This window comes from Paenibacillus spongiae (assembly GCF_024734895.1).
Lineage (GTDB): Bacteria > Bacillota > Bacilli > Paenibacillales > Paenibacillaceae > Paenibacillus_Z > Paenibacillus_Z spongiae.
Genome location: NZ_CP091430.1, coordinates 4,787,709 through 4,806,222, shown reverse-complemented (window position 1 = coordinate 4,806,222; position 18,514 = coordinate 4,787,709). Strand labels below are relative to the sequence as shown.

General features: G+C 52.2%; 20 protein-coding genes. 14 read left to right on the top strand and 6 right to left on the bottom strand.

All coding sequences use genetic code 11. From position 1 onward, the window contains the following. The first annotated feature begins 202 nt into the window (after window positions 1–202). On the top strand, window positions 203–2,323 hold the full coding sequence (locus tag L1F29_RS21800; protein ID WP_258384149.1) for a methyl-accepting chemotaxis protein: 2,121 nt from the start codon (window positions 203–205) through the stop codon (window positions 2,321–2,323). 133 nt (window positions 2,324–2,456) lie between these two features. On the opposite strand, the gene L1F29_RS21795 is transcribed toward L1F29_RS21800, so the two are convergent. Continuing rightward, window positions 2,457–3,137, bottom strand: coding sequence for a zinc metallopeptidase (locus L1F29_RS21795; protein ID WP_258384148.1), 681 nt, complete (start codon window positions 3,135–3,137; stop codon window positions 2,457–2,459). 39 nt (window positions 3,138–3,176) lie between these two features. Continuing rightward, on the bottom strand, window positions 3,177–3,617 hold the full coding sequence (locus L1F29_RS21790; protein ID WP_258384147.1) for a MerR family transcriptional regulator: 441 nt from the start codon (window positions 3,615–3,617) through the stop codon (window positions 3,177–3,179). Window positions 3,618–4,005: 388 nt separating this feature from the next. Here L1F29_RS21790 and L1F29_RS21785 point away from each other — a divergent pair, with 388 nt between their 5' ends. Genes L1F29_RS21785 through L1F29_RS21775 form a run of 3 tightly spaced genes read left to right on the top strand, consistent with a single transcriptional unit; the run spans window position 4,006 to window position 7,250 of the window. Further along, complete coding sequence (locus L1F29_RS21785) at window positions 4,006–5,370, top strand: ammonium transporter (protein ID WP_258384146.1); 1,365 nt, start codon at window positions 4,006–4,008, stop codon at window positions 5,368–5,370. A 51-nt stretch (window positions 5,371–5,421) separates the two neighbouring features. Then, window positions 5,422–6,474, top strand: a complete 1,053-nt coding sequence (locus L1F29_RS21780; protein WP_258384145.1) for a DUF294 nucleotidyltransferase-like domain-containing protein — start codon at window positions 5,422–5,424, stop codon at window positions 6,472–6,474. 38 nt (window positions 6,475–6,512) lie between these two features. Continuing rightward, entirely contained in the window at window positions 6,513–7,250 is a 738-nt protein-coding gene (locus L1F29_RS21775; protein ID WP_258384144.1) for an exonuclease domain-containing protein, read from the top strand. Here L1F29_RS21775 and L1F29_RS21770 read toward each other — a convergent pair. Together L1F29_RS21770 and L1F29_RS21765 are read right to left on the bottom strand one after the other, a co-directional pair. Beyond that, window positions 7,224–7,703, bottom strand: coding sequence for a M67 family metallopeptidase (locus L1F29_RS21770; protein WP_258384143.1), 480 nt, complete (start codon window positions 7,701–7,703; stop codon window positions 7,224–7,226). The genes L1F29_RS21775 and L1F29_RS21770 overlap by 27 nt on opposite strands. Before the next feature lie 77 nt (window positions 7,704–7,780). Then, entirely contained in the window at window positions 7,781–9,076 is a 1,296-nt protein-coding gene (locus L1F29_RS21765; RefSeq protein WP_258384142.1) for an MFS transporter, read from the bottom strand. 148 nt (window positions 9,077–9,224) lie between these two features. Here L1F29_RS21765 and L1F29_RS21760 point away from each other — a divergent pair, with 148 nt between their 5' ends. Continuing rightward, on the top strand, window positions 9,225–9,767 hold the full coding sequence (locus L1F29_RS21760; protein WP_258384141.1) for a TlpA family protein disulfide reductase: 543 nt from the start codon (window positions 9,225–9,227) through the stop codon (window positions 9,765–9,767). Window positions 9,768–9,853: 86 nt separating this feature from the next. Here the strand turns inward: L1F29_RS21760 and cimA are convergent, their stop codons facing one another. Further along, window positions 9,854–11,464 carry a citramalate synthase gene (gene cimA, locus L1F29_RS21755; RefSeq protein WP_258384140.1) on the bottom strand — a complete coding sequence of 537 codons (1,611 nt, stop codon included), beginning with the start codon at window positions 11,462–11,464 and terminating at the stop codon, window positions 9,854–9,856. A gap of 178 nt (window positions 11,465–11,642) precedes the next feature. On the opposite strand from cimA, the gene L1F29_RS21750 reads away from it, so the two are divergent. The 3 genes from L1F29_RS21750 (at window position 11,643) to L1F29_RS21745 (ending at window position 14,681) form a co-directional block, all read left to right on the top strand. Next, on the top strand, window positions 11,643–12,926 hold the full coding sequence (locus L1F29_RS21750) for a DNA polymerase IV (protein WP_258384139.1): 1,284 nt from the start codon (window positions 11,643–11,645) through the stop codon (window positions 12,924–12,926). Beyond that, a complete protein-coding gene (locus L1F29_RS34495) occupies window positions 12,895–13,131 on the top strand; it encodes a stalk domain-containing protein (RefSeq protein WP_373876422.1) in 237 nt (78 codons plus the stop codon). Before L1F29_RS21750 ends, L1F29_RS34495 begins: the two co-directional genes overlap by 32 nt. Window positions 13,132–13,292: 161 nt before the next feature. Then, complete coding sequence (locus tag L1F29_RS21745; RefSeq protein WP_258384138.1) at window positions 13,293–14,681, top strand: L,D-transpeptidase; 1,389 nt, start codon at window positions 13,293–13,295, stop codon at window positions 14,679–14,681. Between the two features lie 9 nt (window positions 14,682–14,690). On the opposite strand, the gene L1F29_RS21740 is transcribed toward L1F29_RS21745, so the two are convergent. After that, window positions 14,691–14,831, bottom strand: coding sequence for a hypothetical protein (locus L1F29_RS21740; protein WP_258384137.1), 141 nt, complete (start codon window positions 14,829–14,831; stop codon window positions 14,691–14,693). A 197-nt stretch (window positions 14,832–15,028) separates the two neighbouring features. On the opposite strand from L1F29_RS21740, the gene L1F29_RS21735 reads away from it, so the two are divergent. The 6 genes from L1F29_RS21735 (at window position 15,029) to L1F29_RS34220 (ending at window position 18,512) form a co-directional block, all read left to right on the top strand. After that, window positions 15,029–16,126, top strand: coding sequence for a quinone-dependent dihydroorotate dehydrogenase (locus tag L1F29_RS21735; protein WP_258384136.1), 1,098 nt, complete (start codon window positions 15,029–15,031; stop codon window positions 16,124–16,126). A gap of 18 nt (window positions 16,127–16,144) precedes the next feature. After that, window positions 16,145–16,948, top strand: coding sequence for a GTP diphosphokinase (yjbM, locus tag L1F29_RS21730; protein ID WP_258384135.1), 804 nt, complete (start codon window positions 16,145–16,147; stop codon window positions 16,946–16,948). After that, window positions 16,948–17,445: a DUF309 domain-containing protein gene (locus L1F29_RS21725; protein ID WP_258384134.1), complete on the top strand. Its 498-nt coding sequence runs from the start codon at window positions 16,948–16,950 to the stop codon at window positions 17,443–17,445. Before yjbM ends, L1F29_RS21725 begins: the two co-directional genes overlap by 1 nt. Before the next feature lie 223 nt (window positions 17,446–17,668). After that, window positions 17,669–17,791 (top strand): hypothetical protein, encoded by a 123-nt coding sequence (locus L1F29_RS34230; RefSeq protein ID WP_309252422.1) that lies wholly within the window; start codon window positions 17,669–17,671, stop codon window positions 17,789–17,791. Next, the gene (locus L1F29_RS34225) at window positions 17,788–18,141 is read left to right on the top strand and encodes an RsmB/NOP family class I SAM-dependent RNA methyltransferase (RefSeq protein ID WP_309252327.1); all 354 of its coding nucleotides are present in this window, start codon (window positions 17,788–17,790) and stop codon (window positions 18,139–18,141) included. Before L1F29_RS34230 ends, L1F29_RS34225 begins: the two co-directional genes overlap by 4 nt. After that, window positions 18,111–18,512: an RsmF rRNA methyltransferase first C-terminal domain-containing protein gene (locus L1F29_RS34220; protein ID WP_309252326.1), complete on the top strand. Its 402-nt coding sequence runs from the start codon at window positions 18,111–18,113 to the stop codon at window positions 18,510–18,512. Before L1F29_RS34225 ends, L1F29_RS34220 begins: the two co-directional genes overlap by 31 nt. Window positions 18,513–18,514: the final 2 nt, after the last annotated feature.

Below are 18,514 nucleotides of genomic sequence, written 5' to 3'. Positions count from 1 at the left end.
TGTCTTAAACCGCCGATATACGAGATAGGCGATGAAATGGCATTTGTGTACAAAGACTCATAGAAAATAGGAGGCTTCGTAATTTTGAATGGCTGAAATGGATTTGACGGGGGATCGGGGCTGCATATCGCCGCAATCAAGCTGTAATAGGATGTAAGATCAACATAATATATAAGATTAAAATACCAGGTGGTGTTCCGCGATGAAATCGAAAGAAAAGAAAAAAGTCAAATCGAAAGCAGAAAGCATGAAAAGTGTAAGCGCGTTCTACAAGTCGACACGCAATGGGATTAACATAAGCAGTCCCATGAAATCCGTCGGAGTGAAGCTGTTCTTCATTATTTTCTCCGCCATATTGCTGTGTGTGCTTGTTGTAGGTTTATCTTCCTATTCGACGTCGAAATCGATTATTAAGAAAAAGGTTTCGGAATTCAGTACAGTCGCTCTTGGGCAATCGACCGGAAAGCTTGATCTGATGTTTCAGAATTATGAAGACCTGTCCATGCAGATGATGCTGGATAAATCCTTACAGGCTCAGATGCAGGTCGTCATGAACTCAACGGATGAATATACCAAATTCGAAGCTGTACGCAAAATTACGGACAGCCTTATGATGTACATAATGGGTAACCAGACGGTAGCCAGCGTCAATCTGATTCCTCTCCAGGAGGGGAAGCCTACGATCGCGAATGGAACGTCGATCGAGAATGCGCAACAAACCGATTGGTTCAAGCAAGTCGTAGAGCAGGATGGCCGGGTCCTGTGGATCCCTGTTCAGCCCAAAGGATTGAGTAACTCGGGTGCTCCAACATTCGCGCTTTCGCGTCTTATTAAGAACACCTCGACCAACGAAGGCAACTTTGTCCTTGCCTTGGAAATTCATTTGAAGCAGTTAACAAGCCAGCTCGAGGACCTTAATATCGGCGAAGGCAGCAAAATCACGATCATCGATTCGGATAATAAAATTGTTTACGATACAGATCTGGAGCATGTAGGCAAACCTGCCGAGGTAACCCTTCCGAAATTCGATAAGAAGAAGACGAAGGACGCTTTCGAAGCCACCGACAATGCTGGCGAGGACGTACTAGCCATCTATAATAACTTCGATTCGATGAATTGGCGCTTGTTGGGGGCGGTTCCGGTTCACGAGCTGGTGAAGGATGCGGGCAGAATTCAAGGCATGACGTGGATCATAGCCGGTCTTGCAGCGCTTCTGGCTATCGGTATCGGGATCTTCGTCATTCGCATGGTGGCAATACCGCTCGTTAAGCTTCGCAACCTGATGAATGAAGGGGAACAAGGCAACCTGTCGGTACGCTCCGACTTCAAGGGCAAAGACGAGATCGGCCAGTTATCGCAAAGCTTCAATCAAATGATGACTCAGATTACGGAGCTTGTGAATCAAACGAACCAGTCCGCCCAGGATGTGCTTAATACGGCAGGCGATCTGGCGGATGCTTCGAAGAAAACCGCGATATCCGCGAAGGAAATCGCCGTTGCGACGGAAGAGATCGCTAACGGCGCAACAAGTCTGGCGGTTGAAGCGGAGAAGGGAAGCGATTTGACCGGCGATATGGGGCAGCAGATGAATCAAGTAATGAGCGCCAATGGTCAAATGGGTTCGGCAGCGATGGAAGTGGAGATGGCAAGTCAGCAGGGTACGTCCTACATGAATATTCTTATTGAGAAGACGGGACTAACCGAAGAAATGATCCGCTCCATGGTCGAGAAGGTCGACCGTCTGAAAGAAAGCACCCGATCCATCCGCAAAATTCTGGATATGCTGAACAATATTTCGAAGCAGACGAATATACTTTCTCTCAATGCAACGATTGAGGCGGCTCGTGCGGGCACGGCTGGCAAGGGCTTCATGGTAGTCGCCGATGAAATTCGGAAACTAGCCGATCAATCCAGGCAGTCGATTGATATCGTCGGCCAAATTACGGAGACCATTCAAAAAGAGATCGACGAAACCGTCCAAGTATTGTCGAATGCTTACCCGATCTTCCAGGAGCAGATCGGTTCAGTGAAAGAAGCGAACCAAATTTTCTTGACGGTTCAAAGCCAGATGGGCGAGTTCGTGCAGCGTCTGCAATCCGTTACGGAGTCCATTACGGTCCTGGAGCATTCCCAAGTCGTATTGTCTGAAGCGATGGGCAACGTAAGCGCAGTTGCGGAAGAATCGTCTGCAACCTCGGAAGAAGTCGCGTCGCTGAGCAATGAACAAACGAATATCAGTGAAGGACTGGTCAAGCTTTCGGATAAGCTGGAGACGGTATCGAAGGAATTGAAAGAATCGTTGTCGAGGTTCAGAACCTCATAGGTGGCATAAACAAGGGGGCTGTACGAGCCGAGAGTCGAACATGACTTGAGGCGCCGTTCAGCCCCCTTTAAATAAGGGGAATAAGAAAGAGGCGGATTCCTAAGAATCCGCCTCTTCAATAGGGTTGGAACGGTTAATCCCGGTTCTGCGTGAAGATCATAATATACTTGACGAGCTCCAGCAGGGAGATCAATGCGGCTGCGACGTAAGTAAGCGCGGCAGCATTGAGCACCTTGGCGACCCCGCGTTCTTCCTCATTGGCGATAAAGCCCTCTGCAACCATAATGTCACGTGCGCGATTACTTGCATTGAATTCGACCGGCAGGGTAACCAATTGAAACGCGACTGCCGCGGAGAAGAAGATAATCCCTAGTCCGATCAGCCCTGTAAAGTTAAACAGGAAGCCGGCGATCAACAGGAAAGGAGCGAAACCGGAAGCGAAATTAACGACCGGGAACATCCTGTGGCGCAGCGCTAACATCGGATAATGCACGCTGTGCTGGATTGCATGGCCAACCTCATGACAAGCGACGGAGATGGCCGAGATCGAGCTTTCGTAGTACACGCTCTCGGAGAGCCTTACCGTACGATGAATCGGATCGTAGTGGTCGCTGAGCGTACCAGGCACCGGCTCGACGGGCACATCGTGCAGACCGTTATTATCTAGCATGCGTCTTGCGGCCTGATAGCCGGTTAATCCGCTTGCGACCGGTACGTCGGACCATCGGTTGAAGGTACCCCGCACCCGGAATTGAGCCCAGATCGAGAGGCCGAAGGCGATGATAATCAAGAAGTCCATCGGGTGAAAAAACATGGTCGTTCCCTCCATTAATAGTTGCAGTTTGTAAGTGACTTACATGAGTCCGCCCTTGTTGAGCAGGAGCATTAAAGCTTCAACGCAGGCTGCGGTTTGGGGTACAAGCCGCTTGAACATCATCTTGGCTTGCTTGGGCTTTAGTTGGCTGAGAACAGGCTCAAGCTCTTTGACTTCGCGCTGAAGTCGTTCCAAGTGGAGCTCAAGGTCCGTCAGCTTACTGGACACATGCTCTTCCGAAGAAATCTTCTCCCATTCTTCAAGGCTTGTTCTGATTTCTTCAAGCGAGTATTTGTCCTTCTTCATTTGTACAATACGTTGCAAACGCAGCAAGGTTTCGTCGCTGTATAAGCGGTAATTTTTGGCTGAGCGGCTGTCAGGCGCAATCAGGCCGATTGAGGTATAAAAGTCGATGGTGCGCGGGCTGACCTCAGCTAGCTTCGATAGCTCGCCGATACGGTATAATTTTTTTTCTGCCAACCTCTTTCACCCTCTCTCCATATCTAAAAAAACAGTGCGGTTTTTTCTCTATATATATGATAACTAATAACGAAGCATACAGTCAAACGTTATGCTTTTAATTTTTATTCCGGCAATAAACCTGACATGGATTGTTCTGATTAGGCTGCGAAATGAATAAGATATGGGGGGCGGATTGGATAAAACACGATCAATAATCTGACATGACATCGGTTTTTAAAGTATAATAGTGCAAAAACTTAACAATAGAGTCCATTCCATTATTCAATGTTAGATATTTTTGTAAAAAACCCTTCATTTCAACTTGTCAAAGGAAGAACTACTGAATATAATGACATTAAGTCTTTCGTATAATGTAATGAAACATAACATTAAGGGAGTGGTCTCAATGGTCAGAAAGCTTGTGCTATCCTGTATTGTATTATCATTGATATTTCCGGCAATGTCATTCGCGGATCCATCTGCAACAACGCTTGACATGGGGTTAAACGCATTATGGATTCTGGTCTCCTTCATATTGGTGTTGCTTATGCAAGGCGGATTTATTCTTCTCGAAGCCGGATCCACCCGAATGAAGAATGCAGGGCATGTGGCAGGAAAGACCATTTTCACTGTGGGTCTAGGTTCCTTGGTTTATTGGGCCGTCGGATACGGCATTACGTTCGGCGGCGAAAATGCGGAGGCCGCTATGAATAAGGTCATTGGCTGGGGCAGCTTCTTCTTTGAACCGGCGATGACCGCATTGGAAGGCGAGAGCTACCCTTCGACGATTTACTTCCTGTTCCAGCTTGCTTTCGCCATGATCGCGCTCAGCATCGCATGGGGCGGGTTCGCGGAACGAGCGAAGCTATCCTCTTACCTGGTATTTACATTATTGTTCACCTCGGTCATTTACCCGGTTATCGCACACTGGATTTGGGGCGGCGGCTGGCTCGCGGAAGACGGCGCGCAGGATTACGCCGGTTCTACGGTGGTTCACTTGACGGGTGCTCTGGCAGCATTCGCAGCGACCGTTCTGCTCAAGCCTCGTATCGGTAAATTTAACAAAGACGGCTCCGCTAACGAAATTCTGGGTCATAACCAAGTATTCAGCGCCCTGTCGGTACTGCTGCTGTGGGTAGGCTGGTTTGGTTTCAATGCAGGGAGCGCAGTAAGCGTCGGCGATGGATTCTTCGGTTATGTTGCTTTCAATACCCAGCTGGGCGCTGCAGCGGGCGCTGTCGCGGCCCTTCTGATCTCGTGGCTTGTATCCGGGAAAGCGGACATTACGGCAACGCTGAACGGCGGTCTTGCCGGCCTGGTAGCAATCACGGCCTCCTGTGCCTTCGTCGATCCATGGGCTGCGGTCGTAATCGGTCTTGTTGCAGGCGTCCTGGTATTCTATTGTGTCAAATTTTTCGAAAAAATGAAAATCGACGATCCGATCTATGCATTATCGGTTCACGGCGCAGCCGGGATCTGGGGGACGCTTGCCAACGGCATCTTCGCCACGCAAGTGCTGGCGGATAAAGTAGGCGTCGGGCAAGGCGGCCTTATCGATACGGGCAGCTGGCATCAGCTGTGGGTGCAATTCGAATCTGTCGTCGTGTGCGGGGCATACGTGCTTGCGGCTTCCTTCCTTATTCTAGGCGTCATGAAGGCCGTTATGGGCTTCAGGGTAACGGAAGAACAAGAAATTATCGGTCTTGACCTGTCCGAGCACGGTACATTCGGCTACCCGGAGCAAATGAAAAAAGCCCAACAAAACCTCTAATTCCATGATAAAATCATAACTAGATTTTCTAGGGGACGGAGGGGAGGGCGCATGAGCGATCCGGTCTACACGCACCTGCTGGCACTGATCGGCACCGCCGGTGATCTGAAGACGCTGCGCGGCTTGCGGGATCAAATCCAGAGACAAATGGAAGCTCGGCTCACCGAACGCCCTGTCGAACAATTATATTTCAATCTGAATGGAATGCATGATGCGCTGATCGGGCGTGTCATCGTTCTTGCAGAAGCGGAGATGGCACGGTCGGGGAACGGTCCCCCACCCGTGCCATATGCATATCTATTGTTCGGCAGCGGAGGCAGGGAAGAGCAGACTTTATCGAGCGACCAGGATAGCGGACTACTCTATGGAGACCCGAAGGATGAGTCGGAGAAAGAAGCGGTATCGGCCTATTTCGAATCTTTCGCCGTTATTGTTGTCGACCTGATAAAGCAGTTGGGCTATCCGCCCTGCGATGGGGGCGTTATGAGTACGAATTCGGAGTGGAGGCTGTCCCTGTCAGAGTGGAAGGCGAAGTTAAACGGCTGGTTCGAGGATCCCGATTGGGAGCGCGTTCGTTATTTATTGATTGTGGCCGACGGACGCTGCGTCTATGGCGATCCGATGCTGATGAGATCGTTCCAGGATTTTTTTTTCTCCGATATGCTTCAGAATCCTGTTATCGTCAAGCATATGCGCAGCAATACGATGCGGCATAAAGTGCTGATCGGGGTGTTCGGCCAGCTGTTGAGAGAGGAATATGGACAAGATGCCGGCAGCCTGGACATTAAATACGGCGCCTATATTCCGATGGTGAATGCCGTTAGGATGATGGCCTTGCAATCGGGTATTCGAGAGTCGTCGACACTGGAGCGGATTAGCGGCTTGGTTCGCAATGAAAAGCTGTCAGCCGGTGAAGGGGCAGAGATTGCCGAAGCCTTCCGATTGTTCTTGAGGCTTCGTCTCATGACAACTGAGCGTTCGGTTGACGGCTTGCTGTCGAACAACGGCAAGCTGGCCGGCGGCAGGATGAGCAAAGAGCTGATCGATGAGCTGAAGAGCGGCTTGCGGATTGGAAAAAGACTGGAGCGGCGCGTGAATAAATAATCCACATGAACCTTTAAGGCAAGGCGGAGGGGAAGACCATGAAGCAGCAAAGAGGCGTCGGTCGGATGTGGCATCTATACAAGATGGGCGGTATAACGCCGGCTGTTGCATCGATGCTAGGAGCGCAGAACGCTCAGCAGATGGCGTTTATCCGGTCCATGTCGAAGGAACAGCGCAAGCAACCCGTCATGGATCAACCGCTGCGCGAGATGGAGGTCGTCGTGTTCGATCTGGAGACGACAGGCTTCTATCCGCTGAATGGCGATGAAATTCTGTCGGTAGGCGCGGTTGTGTTGAAGGGGGAAGAGCTTCAAGAAAGCCGCAGCTTCTATAGTCTTGTAAATCCGAAACGGCGCGTGCCCAAGCATATTACCGACTTGACCGGAATTACGAATGAAATGGCGGAGAATGGATCGGAGCTGATGCAGGTGCTCCATGACTTCATGGAATTTATCGACAGGCGTATGCTGATCGCACACGCCAGCGGCCATGACAAGCAGTTTCTTAACGCTGCGCTATGGCGCACATCGAAGATCAACTTGACTCATCGTGTCCTCGATACGATGATGGTCGCCAAGTGGCTGGATCCCAATCGTGATAATGGATATGGCTTGGACGAGCTGCTGACGGGTGCCGGCATCGAGATTACGAAGCGCCATCATGCGCTGGAGGACTCAATCATGACGGCGAAGCTCTGGCTGCATTATTTGAAGAAGATAATGGAGCGTAACATTGTGACCCTGGGCGATCTATACGCTTACCTGAGCAAACATTAGCGGGACAAACGAATTGCCGCTTACTTGGTAAGCCTGAATATGGGGCTGATCCGGGTCTGCCAGCGATACGATCCAATAAGTCATTGCGGTGGAATACCGGATGCCGGCTATATCGGCAGAGGACGGTACAGGCGGTGCTAAAGGATGGGAATGATAAAAACCGACAAGCGTTTGTCGGTTTTTCAGCATGGAGAAATAAGCGCCGATCCATTCCCGTGGCTCGAACGAGAAGACATGCGCTTTCTCTTGTGCCGCGTTGCGAATGGGATAGACGGTATCGATCCGGACAGCGCCATGAGAGAGGGAGTCGGAATGGCTGCTTGCCAATACCCCGCATGCTTCATCCGGCAGGGCGTCTGTACAGATTCGAATAAGCTTGCGATATGCAGGTTCATCGATCTCGGCACGAAGAAGAAGCAGGTGATTAGCATTATTCTGATCATTATCCAGCATTCGGTGAATCCCGCCTTCGCCGTCGTTTTATCACTACATCAACTATATACGACGGCGAAGGAGCGGGGCAAGCCAGATCAGCCCGTGTCCCCGGCTTTCTTCGGCGGATGCACGAACAGGGCGACAAGCGCGAGCGCTGCGAAAGAAAGTCCGGCTACGACAAAGTAGAGCAGCATATCGGAACGACCCGCGAGCCAACCGAACAGAGGCGGGCCGAAAGCGACGCCGAAAAAACGCAGGCTGCTGTACAGCGATGTAATCATGCCGCGATGCGCGCGGTCGACTGCACCGGTGATGAGTGTATTCAAGCAAGGCAGCAGCAGGCCTGTACCCACGCTGCTCAAGGTGACAAATCCGATGAGCGCGTACAAATTTCGGTAGAGGAGTGCCGCGGCTACGAGGGAGGCGCCCATCAAGGCCAGTCCAATGACCATAAGGCGGCGCATCAAGACGCCGTTGTTCTTAATATGTCGGCCCGTCATGTATGCTGTAACGACCAAGCCCAATAACGGGATGGCGAGAACGCCTCCCTTGGCTACGCCGTCAATGTTATAAGGCGCCTTCTCCAAGACGTCGGACAGTCGGAACAAGACGCCGAAGAGAATGAACAATCCAAGGGAGCCGGCCAAAAATGAAGAGATCAGCCATCGGCCTTTCTCCCGAAACAGCTTGACGATATCGGCGACATATTGCTTAACGGACGTGTTCTGCTTCTCCTTCTCCGGTTCTTTGATTAGAAACACCATCGCGAAGAAGGAACCGGCACAGAAGACGGGAAAAGCAAACAAAGGCGCGTACCAGACAATCAAGGCAAGCAGTGATCCGATAATCGGGCTAATTACCTTGCCGGCGCCGTTCGACGCCTCGATCAGACCGAGTGCTTCGCTCTCGGCGCCGTCCTTATACTTGTCGCCGACCAAAGCCATTGCAATCGGCGACGTACCGGCGGCACCGATACCTTGGAGGGCGCGCGATGCGATCAGAAGGCTATAGGAGTTCATAAGTGCGCCTATACCCGCCGCGATTCCGGCAATTCCGTACAAAGCGAGGGAAGGCAGTATGACCGCCTTCCGCGAGAAGCGGTCCGACAAATATCCGGAAATGGGGATCACGATTCCCGCTGCGACCGAGAACAGGGTGATTACCATGCTCGCCTGAAACCCGGAGATGCCCATCCTGCGCTCCATTTCCGGCAGAATGGGCACAAGCATGGAATTGCCCAGCACGAGGACAAGCGGTACGCTTGCGAGCGCGATGTATTCACGCCATTTTGCGCCGCCCCCTGCTTTCTTCTTGCTTGATTGATCATTCGTGCTTTGCGTCCGGAGCTTGGCGGGCCCCGCCATTCCGAAGCCTTTTTTCGTTTTTTCCATTGTCGTTGAGCTCCCATGTCGGTATTGACGTATAGAAGTAATGTGCCCTCCGGCTTGAGCTTCCATTCTCCGGATGGTAACATGGGGAGGAATGATATGCATTTAATCACAAGAACCATGAGAATAATGGACGGAAAGAAGGCACGACGTGAAACGCACACTCGTATTGTTGGGGGTCATCCTTGTATTGGCATTGGCGGCGGTCTATCAGAATAAAGGGAAGTCTGACGAAGCAATAACGGCATCCACCGAGATGAAGCCGAAGCCGGGCTTTGTCGCCCCGACGCTCAATCTCCCGGACTTGGACGACCAGAAGGTCCCCGTTGCCGGTAAACGGGATCAGCTGCTGCTTATAAACTTCTGGGCATCCTGGTGCGGCCCTTGCGAGCTCGAAGCACCGGATCTGCAGGAGCTGTCGGAGGAATATAAAGCAGACATGGTGCTGTTAGGCATCAACGCGACAAGCTATGATAAAGAACGGCAGGCAAGGGAGTTCGTCGAGGAGTACAAATTCACGTTCCCGATTCTGATGGATCGTGACGGCAAGGCAACGGATCTGTACAAGATAACGACCTTTCCGACAAGCTTGCTCGTCGACCGCGACGGCATCGTGCGCGAGAGGGTCGTAGGCGTTATTTCGAAGAAGGAATGGCAGAGTAAGATTGAGAAGTGGATTAAGGTCCAGAAGTGATCGTCCATTAAACATTGTCACAACAATAACGCCACGCTGCTAGCATAAGCGCTAGTGTGCGTGGCGTTATTGTTATGCGAGACGATTCAATGATTAACAAGTCCTAGCCGTTCGCGCGGCTCATCTTGCGAGAAAACCGGTGTCATGCCCAGCAGCGCATAGCGGATACTGTCGACAAGCGCTTCCCAGCTTGCTTCGATGACGTTGCTCGATACGCCGACCGTGCTCCAGGTGTTATTGAAGTCTGTCGACTCAATGAGAACGCGGACTTTGCCGGCTGTGGCATCCTTCTCGTCAATGACGCGGACTTTATAGTCGGATAGATGGATGTCGTTGATTTTTGGATAGAATTGTACAAGAGCCTTCCGCAGGGCATTGTCCAGCGCATTGACAGGACCGTTGCCCTCAGCGGCCGTATAGACGGATTGTCCGTCGACATTCACTTTCACGATCGCCTCGGAATTCATATGGCCGTTATGCTTCTCTACTAACATCTTAAAGGACTCGAGCTTGAAAATATCTTTCACATTCCCGAAGGCATCCCTTAGAAGCAGCTCTAGCGATGCATCTGCTCCTTCGAATTGATAGCCTTGATGCTCAAGCTCCTTGATCCGTTCCATGATCGCCTTCGTTTTCTCGTTGTTGGCGTTAATATCGAGCCCAAGCTCCTGCGCCTTGGAGATGATGTTGCTCTGGCCGGCAAGCTCGGAAACGAGAATCCGCTGCTTGTTCCCGACAAGCTCGGGGCGAATATGCTCGTATGTCTTGGAGTCCTTCATGATGGCCGATACGTGAATGCCGCCCTTATGGGCGAATGCGGCGTTGCCCACGTATGGTTGTCCGACCGGCATATGGACATTGGCGATTTCGCTGATATAGCGGGCCGTGCCGGTGAGGGCTTGCAGCTGTTCGTCGCTGACGCAGCGGTAATCCATCTTTAATTGAAGCGTCGGAAGAATCGAGCATAGATTAGCATTGCCGCAGCGCTCCCCGTAGCCGTTGATCGTGCCCTGCACCTGTCTTACGCCGGCTCCGACAGCCGCGAGGGTGTTGGCAACCGCAAGCTCGCAGTCATTATGCGTATGAATGCCCAGCGGTGCGGTAAGCTCGGCGCGTACGCGGGATATGATCTCATGAATTTCAGTCGGGAGCGTCCCGCCGTTCGTATCGCAGAGCACGATCCAATCCGCGCCGGCTTCCTGCGCTTGACGAAGCACAGCAAGGGCGTATTCGGGATTATGCTTATAGCCATCGAAGAAATGCTCCGCGTCGAAGATGGCTTCAACGCCGCTGCGTTTCAGGAATGCGAACGAATCGTAGATCATCGACAGATTCTCTTCGAGCGTCGTCTGAAGAGCGGTATGGACATGGAAGTCCCATGACTTCCCGACCAGCGTCGCGGCCGGAACGCCGGATTCCACGATTCGAAGAAGACTGGAGTCCTGCTCCGCGGTACTGTTCTTTCTTCTTGTGCTGCCGAACGCCGTGATCTTGGCATTGAGCTTCAGCCCTTTGACACGCTGAAAAAATTCGATGTCCTTGCTGTTGCTGCCTGGATTGCCGCCTTCAATATAATGTACGCCAAGAGCGTCGAGCTTCTGGGCGATTTTTAGCTTATCGTCGGCCGAGAGGCTGATTCCTTCGCCCTGCGTCCCATCCCGTAGCGTCGTGTCAAAAATAGAAATTATGTTCGTCATAGCTTGGACACCCCTCTTATACAGTACCTAACGGAAATCATAATTTCATTATTATAACACCAAATACGGGAAGCGTAAACGAAGTCGCGTTACGCCATACGGCTGGGAAAGCAGCGTCCCGTGGTGGGCTTGGTTGACTGTAATATACAGCGATTGTATGCTCAAAAGGGTGAGGTTTATGAGTAAGCAGACAAACAAATCCAAAGGACGGGTTATCATTCATCTGGATATGAATGCATTCTATTGTTCTGTCCATGAGGCGGAGGAGCCGGAAGCATATCGGGGAAAACCGACGGCTGTTGCGGGCAGCGTCGAGCTTCGGAAGGGGATTATCGTTACATCGTCGTATGCAGCTCGCCAAAAAGGTGTTAAAACCGGCATGACCGTACGTCAAGGAATGCGCATCTGCCCGGAGCTCATTCTGATCCGTCCGGATTTCGAGCTGTACCGGAAATATTCGCGCGGGTTCATGTCCGTGGCCCGTCAGTATACCCCCCAGGTGGAGGCCACCTCGATCGATGAATGCTACCTGGACATTACAGGATCCTCGGCCTTCGGGGAACCGCTGGAAATTGCGCATACGATTCAGCAGCGGATCCAGAATGAATGGAATCTTCCATGCTCCATAGGCGTTGCGCCGAACAAGCTTCTTGCGAAGATGGCCTCGGATATGCAGAAGCCCAGCGGGTTCACCGTGCTTCGCATCCGGGATGTGCCGCGGTTGTTATGGAATAAACCATGCGATACGTTATTCGGCATCGGGTCGAAAACGGCCGATAAGCTGAGACGGCTCAATATCCGCACGATCGGGGAGCTTGCGGCGGCTGAAGAGGCAATGCTGACCAAGCACTTTGGCGTAGCGGGATCCTGGATGAAGGCCGCCGCGCACGGCATCGATCATTCTCCGGTTCAGTCTAACCGCGAGCGCAATAAATCAATCGGACATACGACAACGCTCCCCCAGGATGTGACCGAACGAGCCGAAGCGCATCGCATCTTATTGAATTTATCGGATCAGACGGCCAGACGGATGCGCAGGCAGAAGCTGGTCACCCGTGTCGTGCAGATCGTCATACGCAAGCCGGACATGTCGACGATCAACCGTTCGATCACGCTGGATGTGCCGACGGATGCGACAAGCGATATTCATCATGAAGCGGTTAAGCTGTTCGATAAGTATTGGAAGGAGGGCGAGCCGGTCCGGCTGCTGGGCATTACGCTGCAGGGCTTGACGCTGCGCGACGAAACGGCCGTACAGCTTGACCTATTCAGCTACGAGGAGCAGCCGCGCAAGGATGCGCTGACGAAGACGATGGATAAATTACGGGACAAGTACGGCGAGAACGCCGTACTGACTGCAGGGATGCTCGGCGACGATCCGTCCGCGCTTATCCGCAATAAACGGCTGCGCGGGACTTCTCTGCAAACGGATGAGCATATGCTGCATGACGATGAACAATAGTTGGGTACAGCCCCATTCTTGGCGTTGCCAATTAAATGAAGATAAGGCTCCGTACGTGAAACAGGAGCGGCTATTCCTGCAAGTACGTTTCTTCTCGGAAGAGATCGGATTGGATGTACAGTGGCTTTCCGGTATTCGGGCCGTACTGCTGCGCGATAAAATCATTACATCAGTTGAGCGAAGCTCAACAAGTGGAGCGGGATGAATAGTCGAAGAAGCAAATAGCCAGCCATCGATTTCAGAGCATTCTGCTATTGAAGCTTTAGTCTTATAAAAATATTTTAAAAAATGGCCGTTCGACGCGAAATCGGGCGGCCATTTGCCGATATAGTACATATTACTAAGGCTGCATTACGGAGGTTCAGGATGGAAGAACGAAGCGACAATATGAATTATTTGAAGCAATATGTACAGAACCATCCGGACAACCGGATGGCATGGTACTTGCTCGGCAAGCAGTATATGCTGGAAGGGAAGGAAGCCAAAGCCAATTACTGTTTCCTTCAATCCGGCAGCATATACGAGGCTTATGAACGGAAGCAGCACCCGATGGCGCAGCCGCCGGAGCAAATGATCCAGGCGTGGAACCGCAAGAGGCGGATTCGCTTGATGCTATACCGTTCGATCGGCATTGCGGTATTGCTGTTGCTGTTCTTAATGGCGCTTCCTGTCAAAGCACCTTCCAATCTTCCCGGCGAAGACAACATGGAAGCGGCATTAAGCGGCGGTCAGGATCAGCAGGAAGAGAAGGAGCAGGTGAAGGTTGTCTTCGTGAAACCGGCGGTAATCCGGCCGATGGGCAACTCGCTTGAGCTTCTGCTGGAAGAGGGAACGAAGCCTCCCCGTTACGGATTGTCCGTTATGCTGGAGCAGCGGGGCAGCTGGCGTTATTGGACCGGTGATACTCGAATTCTGCTGTCTACCCGCAAGCAGGGCGCAGGCGAGGCTTACCAGGTCCAGATGCATGATGCTGCCGTATGCGAATGTACACCGTCGGATGCGACCGAGGCATTCGAGAAGTGGAACAGCTGGAGCCAGACACAGGAGGAGAGGTGGACGCTTTCAAGCGCGATTACCCATTACCGGGAACTCTATGACAAGTGGCCAACCGCGATCGAGGATATGGTACGACCCTATCCGAATAATGTGATTGCCGGAGAGACGGCCGGCATGCGCAAGCTGTTCCCTGATCTGTTGAAATCCTTGAAGGCGTTAGCGGAAGGCAGCGGTCCTGATTCATCTTCAGAGAAGGGCCAGATGAATCAGGCGGGCAAGGGGGCGATGTCTAATGGGGGTGCGGATCATTTGCCTCGAGCACCGCTATCGATCGTTGTAGATGCAGATGCGTACCGGCTTGCGGTGGTGAGCGGCGATGTGGTCGTTCGCAGCTATCCGGTTGGACTAGGCGGGGACAAGACCCCATCAGGCAGCTTCTATATTAGCGAGAAGGTGAAGAATCCGAATGGGAAGGATAATGGAGAGTTCGGGAGCCGCGGCATGACGTTATCGAATACGCTGTATGCGATTCACGGAACGAATGAGCCTGACAGCATCGGCAAGGATGAATCGCTCGGTTGTATCCGCATGAGAAAAGAGGATGTCGAGGAACTGTATGACCTGGTGCCGCTCGGGACCAAGGTGAATATTAAAAGCGGCGTTCTTCCCGATGAACCGCAGCCGGCCGACAAACGCTTCCGCTTGCAGCCGACGCAGGACGAGACGAACCCCGCTGTTGTATACCGTTGGTTATCATAGTGAATGTAATTATTTATCGAGTATGAGGAGCAGTGTCATTACAATAACAACGAGTACGAAGGATGCTCCGATCCAAATCAATGCTTTCTTATTTACGGTTTCTTTCGGTTTCGTCTTCATCATTGGCGGTTTTTTCTTCGTTTGGCTCATGCCGATCAACCTCTCTATCTCATATAATCGAACATATACTATCATTGTATCCGTTTACGGGATAGGCCGCAATATGGTTTCACCTTGCAACCGCCTGAGGAATGCGAAGGAGCGCGGCAATCCCGGGCTCTTTCTTTTTGTTACGGAAAAAGATAAAATGTGTCGTAGAGCTAAATAGAAGAACGGAGTGAAGTACGTTGTTGTATTCCAAATTGGCCAAGCCATTCTTATTTCGAATCGACCCGGAGAAAGCCCACCACTTGGTCATTGACGGACTGCATACAGCTGAGAGGATGCCCGGCATTCCCGGCTTGATGCGGTCTATGTTCGGTGTAGAAGAAAGTCCCGAGCTGGCTGTCGATTTATTCGGACTGCGATTCCCGCATCCCATCGGACTAGCGGCCGGTCTGGATAAGAACGCCAAGTCGGTCGGCATGTTTGCCAACATCGGGTTCGGCTTTGCCGAGGTCGGCACGGTAACGCCCAAAGGGCAGGCGGGCAACGAGCAACCGCGCCTGTTCAGACTTCCGTCTGACGAAGCGCTCGTCAATCGGATGGGCTTCAATAATGAAGGCGCCGAGGCGATGGCCAAGCGGCTGTCCCAAGGCAAGAAGCATCCGATTCCAATCGCCGTCAATATTGGGAAGAATAAGACGACCCCGAACGATCAAGCCCATGAGGATTACCGGGCATGCTTGAAGATCCTGTATCCTTACGGAGACTTCTTTGTCGTGAATATCAGCTCTCCGAATACGCCGGACCTGCGGGCTCTGCAGCATGGAGACGAGCTGCAGCTTCTGCTGACCACGGTCATGGAGGAAATGGGCGTTCAGGCAAGAAAGCATGGAGGCCCGATTAAGCCGGTACTAGTGAAGATTGCCCCGGATATGACAAGCGAGCAGTTGGGATATACCGTAGATACCATCGCGACGAGCGGCGCAGCAGGCATCATCGCTTCGAACACGACGATTAGCCGTGAAGGTCTGCGACACCCGAATGCCAAGGAGACGGGGGGACTTAGCGGGAAGCCGCTCACTGCGCGGTCGACCGAGGTTATTCGCGAGGTATACCGGCAGACCGGGGGCAAGCTGCCCATTATCGGTTCCGGCGGTATCTTTACCGCGGACGATGCATACGATAAAATTCGCGCCGGCGCAAGTTTAATTGAAATTTATACGGCGCTCATTTACTGCGGACCGGAGCTGCTCCGCGTTCTGGCACGCGGTTTGAAAGAACGGCTAAGAAGAGACGGATTTGCAACCATCGTGGAAGCGGTAGGCGCTGATCACCGTTAACGGACAGGAGGCGGCTGAATGGACGGTAGAGACTGGACTTTATTTTTACAGCCTTATGAACAAACGGTTGAAGAATTGAAAGTGAAATTCAAGACGCTTCGAACAGAGCTGAGGACCAGAGATGCCTATACCCCTGTAGAGTTCGTCACCGGACGGGTGAAGCGGGTATCGAGCATTCTGGATAAGGCCAAACGGCTGAATGTGCCGATGGAGAAAATCGAAACGGGAATCGAAGATATTGCAGGCATTCGCATCATGTGTCAATTCGTAGACGATATCCACCAAGTAGCGGGTCTGATCCGTTCACGCAAGGATTTAACGCTTGTATACGAGAAGGATTACATTACGAACTTCAAGGAAAGCGGTTATCGGAGCTATCACATGATCGTCGAATATCCGGTTCAGACGGGCCTCGGACAGAAGAATGTGCTGGCGGAAATTCAAATTCGCACGCTGGCGATGAATTTCTGGGCGACAATCGAGCATTCGCTGAACTATAAATATAAAGAAAGCCTTCCCGAGGATGTCAGATTGCGCTTGAAGAAAGCGGCGGAAGCGGCTTCTCAGCTCGATGAAGAAATGTCCAACATCAGGCATGAAATTCTCGATGCGCAAGTCGATTTCGAGAAGAAATCGAACATCGTATCGAGTGTATTGAGCAACATACAAGAGCTGTATTTCTTCCGCCGCGTACGGGAAGCGGTACAATTCCAGCTGCGGTTCAACGAGCTGTGGGAGCTGGAGGATACTTACGGAATAAGGAAGCTTGCCGATGACCTCAGCAAATCGCTCGACCGCGCGAAGAAGGGCAGTGATGGCTGATGCAGGCGGCAGGGCACGAATCAGAGCAGCATGGAACAGCTTCAGAGTATGATGAGAAATTCGTACACTTCATCGTGTTGTTTAACAAGGACGAAGATTACTTTGAATGCCATGAGGTCATGGAGGAGCTGTGGCTCGAGGAAGGCCGCAACCGGATGTATCAAGGCTTGCTGCAGGCAGCCGTAGCTCTCTACCACTGGCGCAACGGCAACTATTCGGGTGCGGTCAAGCTGTTCAACCATACGGAGAGCAAGCTTTCCCAGTATCCTGATGTTGCCTTGGGGCTTAATCTGCGTCAGCTGCGGGATGATGCCGTCCGCTGCCTCGCGCCGCTGGTGTCATGGGTTGAAGGGGGAGGCGAGCAGGCAGAAGGCCAGCCTCCGCCATTCGCGCCGTTCCGGCTTCATGTAGTGGACGAACGATTATTGGAAATGGTGGAGGCGATGGCGCAAATTCCGCTTGAACAGCGTCTTCGCATTGAAGAGAGCGACGGATAGTAATAAGAAGCTGACAATGGGGCGGATGCTTAGTCAGCTTCTTTTCTTTTTCTGCAGGTGAGCAATATACAGGCCAGTGGCCAGGTCAGTTGATTTCCTGCGGAGGGATAAGATATTATTGTTCAATCGATCGGCTTTATTATAAAATAAGACGAAAAGTACGATTAAATCGAATTGCTGAGGACGGCATCAGTTATACAGGAGGTATCAATACGTGGGCATCATGCTGCCTCAATTATTTGCGGATAAAATGAAGAAGCTTCTGCTCGATCAAGAGTACGAGGCCTTCATGGCTTCCTACGAAAGGCCGCGCAAGTACGGCTTGCGCGTGAATGGGCTTAATTGAAAGCGGAGGCCTTCGCCGCGCTCTCATCGATGGGAGCGCGGCTGACACCAGTTCCTTGGGCCGAGAGCGCCTATTATTATGAAGAAATAGACCGGCCCGGCAAGCATCGGCATTATTATGCCGGACTGTATTACATTCAAGAGCCGAGCGCAATGGTTCCTGTCGAGCTGCTTGGCGTACAGCCTGGAGACCGCGTGCTTGACTTGTGCGCGGCGCCCGGCGGCAAGTCTACCCAGCTGGCGGCGAAGCTGCAGGGCCAGGGCGTTCTTGTCGCGAATGATAATGCCCGGGAGCGAACGAAGGAAGGTATTGGCCCGGCGTGCCGCCGCTGGACGGGCTGCGCGTGGTGAGGGCGGGCTGGTTCCCTGGCGAAGCCGGCCCGCAGCGGTTCGAGCCGTCGCAAGCGCTCGCGATGGGGCTGTGCGCGGAGGAAGCCTTGCTGTCGCTGCGCTTCCGCTCGGAGGACGATGAGACGCTGCGGTATTTGAAAGGCGAGACGCTTCATATCGACGCTTCATGCTTAGTTCGGTCGGCGGATGCATTATCTTCTGGTGAAGCCGGTAACGGACAAGACAGGAAGGCTGACCGCAGCGCCTCGAATGGAACTTCAGTTAAGGGATATGTCCTTGTATGCGAGGATGGCTATCCTATTGGATGGGGTAAATATAGCGGTGACGGGATGCTCAAGAACGAGCTTGCTGCCGGATGGAGGTGGATATAAAC